An 8,054-nucleotide genomic window follows, 5' to 3' on the forward strand; every position below is an offset into this window, starting at 1 on the left:
GCATGGGTAGGCAGGACCGTTGGCGCCATGGATGGCGCCATCGAGCCCCCATGGATGGGTTTACGGCGTGTCCTGCCTACCCATGCCGCCCCGCCATCCACGGAATGCCTGCTTCTGCTGTTGCCGTTGCTTTGGCCTCTGCGGGTGCAGGGCGCAGCCCTGCCAAAAAACACAAAAAAAAACAGCAGGCCGAGGCCTGCTGTTTCGGTGTAATGGTGCGCCCGGAGAGATTCGAACTCCCGACCGCCTGGTTCGTAGCCAGGTACTCTATCCAACTGAGCTACGGGCGCCAATTACATAAACTTGTTGTGTTGATCGTGTGTGGTGCGCCCGGAGAGATTCGAACTCCCGACCGCCTGGTTCGTAGCCAGGTACTCTATCCAACTGAGCTACGGGCGCGCGGTACACAATCAACTTACTTCTCTATTTTACTGCACTTCCAGCGGCGGATGCTGAAGGTCTGTCGAGTGGTGCGCCCGGAGAGATTCGAACTCCCGACCGCCTGGTTCGTAGCCAGGTACTCTATCCAACTGAGCTACGGGCGCCCTGCGACAGGAGCGGAATTATGCGGATGTCGGCGCGAGTCGTCAACGCTTTTGTGAAAATTTTCACCCAACTGAATGAAAAACGCCTCTGCGACAGCCTCCGGGTGTTTCATCCACGCAAAGTGGTCGGCTCGCGTACCCAGCTCCTGCGCAGAAAGCACGCGCAGCTGTGAGGCGACATTCGGCAGTTTCGCCAGCAGCGCCTGCATCGATCCGATAGGCGCCAGCCAATCGTTTTCCATCAGCACCGCCTGCGCACTGCCATGCACACGCGTCATCTGGGCGTCCAGATCCTCGCCCATGCCCACAGCCGCGTAGTGATTGTTCAGCCCTACGCGCGCCCAGTCGGCGATCAGCCCGCGTGCTTCGGTGCCGCCGAAACCGAGCCGGCGCCCGTGCAGCACGCCCTGGCGTCGCGCCATCCACGGCAGGAAGCGATAGATCAGGGGCAGCAGCCAGCCGCGTGGTGGTGGGAACGTACGCCAGAACGGGGTGCCGCTGGCGGCCAACCACAATCGATCGAACGCCTGCGGCTGGCGCCCGGCGTGTACGCAGGCCAGCTGGCCGCCCAGGCTGTGACCACCAATGATCCATGGCAGCACGTCCTGCGCGTTGTCGTCAGCGGCGAGCAGCGCCTGACTGGCCGGCAGGTCGTGGTCGAGAATCTGTTTGTAGCCCCAATCCTGGGCGCGCGACGGGCGCAGCGAACTGCTGCCATTGCCGCGCCATTCGTGCAGGTAGACCGCCACGCCCCGGGCGGCCAGTGCCTGCGCCAGCGGCAGGTAATGGCGTGCGGCCACGCCCAGCGCTGGCAGCCACAACAACCGCGCCAGTGGCTGTGCAGGCACGCAGGCGATGACCTCGTAACGGTGGCCATCGCCGCTGTCCACGGCGAGTGCGCGTGGCGAATCGCTCATGCGTGTGGTGCCGCGCCGAAGTGGTCGAGTACCAGCACCTCGCTGCGGCCGGGCGCGTAGCCCTGCTGCAAGCCGCGCGCTACGTAGTCGATGCCGGCTTCGCAGGCGTTGGCCAGGCTCAGCCCGTTGCACAGCTGCGCGGCGATGGCAGAGGCCAGCGTGCAGCCCGTGCCGTGCGCATCCAAGGGCAGGCGGGCATGGATGAACTCTTCGCTGCTGACACCATCGAAGTAACGGTCGACCACGCGGTTGCCTTCGTGCAGGTGACCACCCTTCAGCAGCACCGCACCGGCACCCAGATCAAGGAGTGAGGCGGCGGCCTGTTCTGCATCGTTGCCATTGGCGATGCTGCAGCCCACCAGCAGCTCCGCTTCCGGTGCGTTGGGGGTGACCAGGGTGGCCAGTGGCAGCAGCCGTTCGCGCATTGCCTGCAGCGCGCTGTCCTCCAGCAGGCGGGCGCCGCTGGTGGCGACCATCACCGGGTCCAGCACCATGTGCGGTGGTCGATGGCGTTCCAGTGCATCGGCCACGGCGTGGATCACCTCGGCGTTGGCCAGCATGCCCAGTTTCACTGCATGGATGTCGAAGTCGTCGAAGCAGGCCTCGATCTGCGCGCGCAGGAAGTCGACCGGCGGCACGTGCACGGCGCTGACGCCGCGGGTGTTCTGCGCGGTCAGTGCGGCGATCACCGACAGGCCATGCACGCGATGCGCGGCGAAGGCTTTCAGGTCGGCCTGGATGCCGGCGCCGCCGCCGGAATCGGAGCCGGCGATGGTGAGGGCGGAAGCGGGGGTGGTCGGGCTCATGCGGTGATTGTGCCGTGCTGCCCAGTGTGGGGGTAGTGCCGGCCGGGTTGCACCCGGCACCCGCAGAAGCAACAGCAACACCCGGAGCAACGGCGGCATCTCGTGGGATGCGGGGCGGTGTGGGCCTGCAGGACACGCCGTAAACCCGTCCATGGGGGCTCGATGGCGCCATCCATGGCGCCAACGGTCCTGCAGCCCCACACCGTCCCGCCTCTGACGGCTTCCTGCAGTAGATCCACGCCATGCGTGGATATCGCGGAAATGATCGGAGGGACAACGTAGATCCACGCCATGCGTGGATGACGCCATGCTCAGCGCCGCCAGCGTGCCCACTGCTGGTAGAGCACATAGCCCAGGCCGGTCAGTCCGGTCAGCAGGGCAGGGGCGAGCAGGGCGTCGTACTGCCAGCGCACGAACAGCCAGGCGCCGATGACGCCGCCTGCGAGAAAGCCGCTGATGATCAGGCCGCTCAGGGTCAGGCGCCGTACCTGCAGCGGCAGTCCGCGTAGCAGGTGGCCGAGGCCGATGCCGAGATCGGTGAACATGCCGCTGAGATGGGTGGTGCGTACGACGGCGCCACTGAACGTGGTGGCCATCGCATTCTGCAGTCCGCAGGCCATCGCGGCTGCCAGTGCGCCCCATATCTGATGCTGCTTGAACAGCGGAATGGCCACCAGCAGCAACAGTGATTCCAGCGCCAGCGCGACGCCGTAGCGGCGGCCCAGCTGCAGTGCGCTGTCCTGGATCAGCAGCCCGCTGACCATCGCGCCCAGTGAGAACGCGATCAGCAGACCCCACAGGTGGCCGACCGCGCGCCAATCCCCCTGCGCCAGCGCCATGCCGAGTTGGCTGGTGCTGCCGGTCATGTGGCTGACCGCCTGGTGTTCGAAACCCAGGAAGCCGACCACATTGACCATGCCGGCCACGCACGACAGCGCGACCGCGCCGATCCAGACCCAGGTGGGCAGGCGGATTCCCATGGCGGGCCCTCAGGGCCCGCCGAAGCCGCCGTTGAACTGCAGCTCGTTGAAGGTGCCGCTGGCCGGATCGAAGACCGCGCCCCAGAACTGCGCGCCACCATCGCAGACCCGCACCGCTTCGCGGGCGGGTCGCAGACGGTTGTCTTCAGGCAGATGGAACGCGTTGATGTAGATCACCCGCTTTCCGTCCAGCTCGATGCCGACGTACTGGCGATCGAAATCCATGACGTGCGGCACCTGCGTTTCCAGCGTTGCGAGATTCGCTTCCAGCTGGTCCACCTGCTGCCGGCTCGGTGCCCAGTAGCCGCTGACCCGCCCGGCCTCGCGGCCGGGGCTGGGGCGCGAGCAGGTATCGAGCACCTGTGCGGCGATGATCGGGCGGGTGACCACCCAGGATTGGCCACTGCGTTCGGTGGTCGGCACGCTGGCCGGTCCCTGCGTGGTCGCGCAGGCACCGAGCAGCGTGGTGATGGCGATCGCCATCGAGGGCAGCAGCAGACGGGTGCAACGGTTCACAACACCTCCGACGCGTAATCGGCCAGCCGCGAACGTTCACCGCGACGCAGCGTGATGTGTGCGCTGTGCGGCCAGTTCTTGAAGCGGTCCACCGCATAGGTCAGGCCCGACGTGGTTTCGGTCAGGTACGGGGTGTCGATCTGTTCGACGTTGCCCAGGCAGACGATCTTGGTGCCGGGGCCGGCACGGGTGATCAACGTCTTCATCTGCTTGGGCGTCAGGTTCTGCGCCTCGTCCAGGATCAGGTAACGCGACAGGAACGTACGGCCGCGCATGAAGTTCATCGAACGGATCTTGATACGGCTGGCGAGCAGGTCGTTGGTGGCCTGGCGGCCCCAGGTGCCGCCTTCCTGGTTGTGCGTCAGCACTTCCAGGTTGTCGGTCAACGCGCCCATCCACGGCGTCATCTTCTCTTCCTCGGTGCCGGGCAGGAAGCCGATGTCCTCGCCGACGCTGACCGTGGCGCGGGTCATGATGATCTCGCGGTAGCGCTGCTGGTCCATCGTCTGCGCCAGGCCGGCGGCCAGCGCCAGCAGGGTCTTGCCGGTGCCGGCGGTGCCGAGCAGGGTGACGAAGTCGATTTCCGGGTCCATCAGTGCGTTGAGCGCGAAGTTCTGTTCGCGGTTGCGCGCGCTGATGCCCCACACGGCGTGGCTGCCATGGCGGAAGTCATCGACCAGCGACAGCACCACCTTGCCATCGCCGACGATCTTGCTGACACGCAGTTCGACTTCGTCTTCGCCCGGCAGGTAGACGTACTGGTTCGGGTACCACTCCTCACCCTCCTGGGCGAGGACTTCGTAATGGGTGCGGCCCTTGTCGCTCCAGCTGCGCAGATCCTCGCCGTGGCGCTTCCAGAAGTCTTCCGGCAGCTCGGTGGCGCCGGTGTAGAGCAGGCTGAAATCGTCCAGCGCACGGTCGTTTTCGTAGTCTTCCGAAACGATGCCGGCGATGGCCGCCTTGATCCGCAGGTTGATGTCCTTGGAGACGAACACCACCGGAATTTCCGGCGTTTCTTCCTTCAGCGCCAGGATCGCGCCGAGGATGGCGTTGTCCGGGATGACCTTGCCAAAACTCTTGCCCGCATCGAAATGGCTGGTCTGGAAGCGCAGCTTGCCCACGCTCTGTTTGCCGCGCAGCTGCAGGCCCTGCGGCCGCTGCAGCGGAATGCCCTCGGCCAGGTTGTCCAGGCCCGAAGCCTGCACCAGCTCGTTGAGGAAGCGGCTGACCTGGCGCGCATTGCGGCTCGCTTCGGTCGTGCCCTTCTTGCCGTTGTCCAGCTCCTCGATCACCTGCATGGGCAGGTAGACATCGTGCTCCTCGAATTTGAACAGCGCGGTGGGATCGTGCATCAGCACGTTGGTATCCAGCACGTAGATGCGCTTGCCTCGGGTCATCATCGGTTCCTGGTTACGGACAGGGAAAAACCACCACGACCTGCTGCAGGGCAGGGTGGTGGCGGACAAAGTGGGCGATGGGACTCACTTGGACGGATGGGCCTTCAGTTCGGCAAGCACGGCGTCGGCATGGCCGGCGACCTTGACCTTGCGCCATGACTGCACGATGCGGCTGTCGGGGGAAATCAGGAAGGTGCTGCGCTCGATGCCACGTACCTGCTTGCCGTACATGTTCTTCATCTTGATGACGTCGAAGGCGGTGCACAGCGCTTCGTCGGCATCACTGACCAGCGGGAACGCGAAGCCCTGCTTGGCACAGAAGTTGTCGTGGGACTTCACCGAGTCGCGGGAGACGCCAAGCACGACCGCACCCGCCTTCCTGAAGTCGGGCAGCAGTGCGTTGAAGTCGATGCCCTCGGTGGTGCAGCCCGGGGTGCTGTCCTTGGGGTAGAAGTACAGCACCAGCCACTGGCCGGCGTAATCGCCGAGGGTGGCGTGGGCGCCGCCGGACAGCGCCAGCGGCAGGGAGAGGGTGGTGCTGTCCAGGGTATCGCCGTTGTTCATGAGGTCCTTCTGTCGAGCCTGGGTTCTTTCTACGACAATTGCATGAAACGCCACGCGCCCGTGAGGAGCGCGCGAAAAATCCGGGTTTCAATCAGAACTTCATCGGGTCCATGATCGCGTCCAGGTTCAAGTGGTCGCAGAACTCGAGGAAATCGTCGCGCAGGGCAGCGATGTGCATGTTGGCCGGCACACCGATGGTGACCTGTGCGCTGAACATCTCCGCACCGGTCTGCATGGCGCGGTAGCGCGTGCTCTGCAGGGTCTCGATGGTGATGCCCTGGCGATCGAAGAAATCGGCCAGCTGGAACAGGATGCCCGGCTTGTCGGCAGCGATCACCTCGACGATGTACGGCAGCAGGTTGGACTGCGCCTGCTTGGCTTCGGTGCGATACCAGACCAGCTTCAGGCCTTCCTCGCGTTCGAGCCGGGTCAGCATCGCTTCCAGCTTGGCGACCGAATCCCAGGAGCCGGTGGCCAGTGCGGTCACCGAGACATCACGGCCCACGGTGGCCAGACGTGCATCCACCAGATTGCACCCGCTGTCGGCGATGCGGCGGGTGACGGACAACAGGGGGGACTCCGGATGCGTCGTATAGGCGTTGATCAGGAGGTGGTTTTCGCTCGGCGCTGGGCGCGGGGTGGTGTCGGTCAAGGCGATTCCGGGTAATGCATGCGTTAGTCTGAATGCCCGCCAGAGGCGGGGATCCACCGGTGTCCAGCATACTTGCCCGTGCTTTCGCGCCGCAAGTAACATTCAGATCGCCCCCGGCCTTTCGTGGCGGGCGTTTTCCCTCCCCAGCCAAGAGCAGCACGTCCTTGTCCCTTTCCGGCCTCATCACCGCGCTGGCGACCCCCTTCCGGGCCGACGGTGCACTCGACCCCGACGGTTGGCAGCGCCTGCTGCACCTGCAGCTGGAGGGCGGCGTCCAAGGCGTTGTCGTTGCCGGCTCCACCGGCGAGGCAGCCACCCTGTCCGATGCGGAGTACGACCAGCTGCTGGCCAGCGCGGTCGAGCGCATCGCCGGCCGCGTTCCGGTCCTGGCCGGCACCGGCCTGTCCGGCACCGCCAAGACCATCGAGCAGACCCGCCGCGCCGCCGCGCTCGGTGCCACCCACGCTCTCGTGGTCACACCGCCGTACGTGCGGCCGACCCAGGCCGGCCTGATCGCGCATTACCGCGCGGTCGCTGACCAGGCCGGATTGCCGGTGGTGCTGTACAACGTGCCCGGCCGTACCGGTTGCGACATGCTGCCGGAGACCGTGGCCGAGCTCGCCAGCCATCCGAACATCGTCGGCATCAAGGAAGCGGTGGGTGATACCGGCCGCGTGCGCGCGTTGCTGGACCTGCGCAGCGCGACCTTCGCCGTGCTCACCGGTGATGACGGCACTGCCGCGCGTTCGATCCAGGCCGGCATGGACGGCCTGATCTCGGTCGGCTCCAACGTGCTGCCCGGCGCCTACCGCCGGATGTGCGACCTGGCCGCTGCCCGCGACCATGAAGCCGTCGAATCCTGGGATGCGCGCCTGCAGCCGTTCCATGACTTCTGCGGTATCGAATCCAACCCGATTCCGGTCAAGGCGCTGTTGCGTCGGATCGGCATCGGTCACGATCTGCGCCTGCCGCTGCTGCCGCTTTCGGCAGCACACACGCCTGCCGCCGACCATCTCGCCGGCGATATCGCCGCCCTCGAAGCCCTTTCCAGCCACTGACCTTCCGTCTTGGTCTGATCCAGGAGATTCACATGCGCCAATCCGTTTCCGCCGTCCGCGTGCTGTCCTACGCCCTGCTTGCTGTAGCTGTCGCCGCCGGCACCACCGGTTGTTTCAAGCGTGGCGTCAAGGGTGACTATGCCCTGGCCCCGGAAGTGCGTCCGCTGGAAGTGCCGCCGGACCTGAACCTGCCGGCAGGCGCCGGCAACAACCAGGTGCCGACCCTGAGCTCGGCGACCAAGCCGGCCACCCCGGCCGCCGCCGCTCCGGCGGTCAGCGCCACCGGCTTCACCATTGCCGGCAGCAAGGATGAAGCCTTCGCCAAGGTCGGTACCGCGCTGGAAGGCGTGGAAGGCCTGACCATCGCTACCCGCGCGCAGCTGCTGGGCTCGTACGACGTGGCCTACGAAGGCAGCAACTTCCTGGTCCGCGTGGTCGCCGTCGACGCCGGTGCCTACATCTCCGCGGTCGACCCGCGTGGCCTGCCGGCCACCGCCGCAGCGCCGGTGAAGCTGATTGCCGCGCTGAAGGCGAAGCTGGCCCCGTAATGGCCGGTAGCGCCGGGCCATGCCCGGCGAGCGCGCAGCGCGGTCCAAGGTTCCGCCGGGCATGGCCCGGC

At 66.0% G+C, this 8,054-nt stretch carries 9 protein-coding genes and 3 tRNA genes; 2 read left to right on the forward strand and 10 right to left on the reverse strand.

Annotated features, from left to right (window positions below):
- Positions 1 to 213 precede the first annotated feature (213 nt).
- The 10 genes from ACFX4F_RS21105 to ACFX4F_RS21150 form a co-directional block, all read right to left on the reverse strand.
- Positions 214 to 290 (reverse strand) — tRNA-Arg (locus ACFX4F_RS21105).
- Positions 291 to 322: 32 nt separating this feature from the next.
- Positions 323 to 399 (reverse strand) — tRNA-Arg (locus ACFX4F_RS21110).
- Between the two features lie 69 nt (positions 400 to 468).
- A tRNA-Arg gene (locus ACFX4F_RS21115) sits at positions 469 to 545 on the reverse strand.
- The gene (locus ACFX4F_RS21120; protein WP_380658320.1) at positions 536 to 1,462 is read right to left on the reverse strand and encodes an alpha/beta fold hydrolase; all 927 of its coding nucleotides are present in this window, start codon (positions 1,460 to 1,462) and stop codon (positions 536 to 538) included. The genes ACFX4F_RS21115 and ACFX4F_RS21120 overlap by 10 nt, the downstream gene beginning before the upstream one ends.
- Positions 1,459 to 2,268 (reverse strand): bifunctional hydroxymethylpyrimidine kinase/phosphomethylpyrimidine kinase, encoded by an 810-nt coding sequence (thiD, locus tag ACFX4F_RS21125; protein ID WP_380658322.1) that lies wholly within the window; start codon positions 2,266 to 2,268, stop codon positions 1,459 to 1,461. Before thiD ends, ACFX4F_RS21120 begins: the two co-directional genes overlap by 4 nt.
- Positions 2,269 to 2,579: 311 nt before the next feature.
- Positions 2,580 to 3,248, reverse strand: coding sequence for a YoaK family protein (locus tag ACFX4F_RS21130; protein ID WP_099820126.1), 669 nt, complete (start codon positions 3,246 to 3,248; stop codon positions 2,580 to 2,582).
- Positions 3,249 to 3,257: 9 nt separating this feature from the next.
- The gene (locus ACFX4F_RS21135; RefSeq protein ID WP_380658324.1) at positions 3,258 to 3,764 is read right to left on the reverse strand and encodes a hypothetical protein; all 507 of its coding nucleotides are present in this window, start codon (positions 3,762 to 3,764) and stop codon (positions 3,258 to 3,260) included.
- Entirely contained in the window at positions 3,761 to 5,161 is a 1,401-nt protein-coding gene (locus ACFX4F_RS21140) for a PhoH family protein (protein ID WP_099820128.1), read from the reverse strand. The genes ACFX4F_RS21135 and ACFX4F_RS21140 overlap by 4 nt, the downstream gene beginning before the upstream one ends.
- 84 nt (positions 5,162 to 5,245) lie before the next feature.
- A complete protein-coding gene (locus ACFX4F_RS21145; RefSeq protein WP_099820129.1) occupies positions 5,246 to 5,725 on the reverse strand; it encodes a peroxiredoxin in 480 nt (159 codons plus the stop codon).
- Positions 5,726 to 5,816: 91 nt separating this feature from the next.
- Positions 5,817 to 6,377 (reverse strand): glycine cleavage system protein R, encoded by a 561-nt coding sequence (locus tag ACFX4F_RS21150; protein WP_025879444.1) that lies wholly within the window; start codon positions 6,375 to 6,377, stop codon positions 5,817 to 5,819.
- Between the two features lie 164 nt (positions 6,378 to 6,541).
- On the opposite strand from ACFX4F_RS21150, the gene dapA reads away from it, so the two are divergent.
- Together dapA and ACFX4F_RS21160 are read left to right on the forward strand one after the other, a co-directional pair.
- The gene (gene dapA / locus ACFX4F_RS21155) at positions 6,542 to 7,435 is read left to right on the forward strand and encodes a 4-hydroxy-tetrahydrodipicolinate synthase (RefSeq protein WP_089240321.1); all 894 of its coding nucleotides are present in this window, start codon (positions 6,542 to 6,544) and stop codon (positions 7,433 to 7,435) included.
- Between the two features lie 32 nt (positions 7,436 to 7,467).
- A complete protein-coding gene (locus ACFX4F_RS21160; RefSeq protein WP_380658328.1) occupies positions 7,468 to 7,983 on the forward strand; it encodes a hypothetical protein in 516 nt (171 codons plus the stop codon).
- Positions 7,984 to 8,054 lie beyond the last annotated feature (71 nt).

The sequence above is a fragment of the Stenotrophomonas sp. YIM B13575 genome, from assembly GCF_042787595.1.
GTDB classification, from domain to species: domain Bacteria; phylum Pseudomonadota; class Gammaproteobacteria; order Xanthomonadales; family Xanthomonadaceae; genus Stenotrophomonas; species Stenotrophomonas lactitubi_B.

What these genes read in the sequence shown, in the direction of transcription:
- ACFX4F_RS21120 (WP_380658320.1), bottom strand. Translation starts at nt 1,462, where the DNA reads ATGAGCGATTCGCCACGCGCACTCGCCGTGGACAGCGGCGATGGCCAC.
- thiD (WP_380658322.1), bottom strand. Translation starts at nt 2,268, where the DNA reads ATGAGCCCGACCACCCCCGCTTCCGCCCTCACCATCGCCGGCTCCGAT.
- ACFX4F_RS21130 (WP_099820126.1), bottom strand. Translation starts at nt 3,248, where the DNA reads ATGGGAATCCGCCTGCCCACCTGGGTCTGGATCGGCGCGGTCGCGCTG.
- ACFX4F_RS21140 (WP_099820128.1), bottom strand. Translation starts at nt 5,161, where the DNA reads ATGACCCGAGGCAAGCGCATCTACGTGCTGGATACCAACGTGCTGATG.
- ACFX4F_RS21145 (WP_099820129.1), bottom strand. Translation starts at nt 5,725, where the DNA reads ATGAACAACGGCGATACCCTGGACAGCACCACCCTCTCCCTGCCGCTG.
- ACFX4F_RS21160 (WP_380658328.1), top strand. Translation starts at nt 7,468, where the DNA reads ATGCGCCAATCCGTTTCCGCCGTCCGCGTGCTGTCCTACGCCCTGCTT.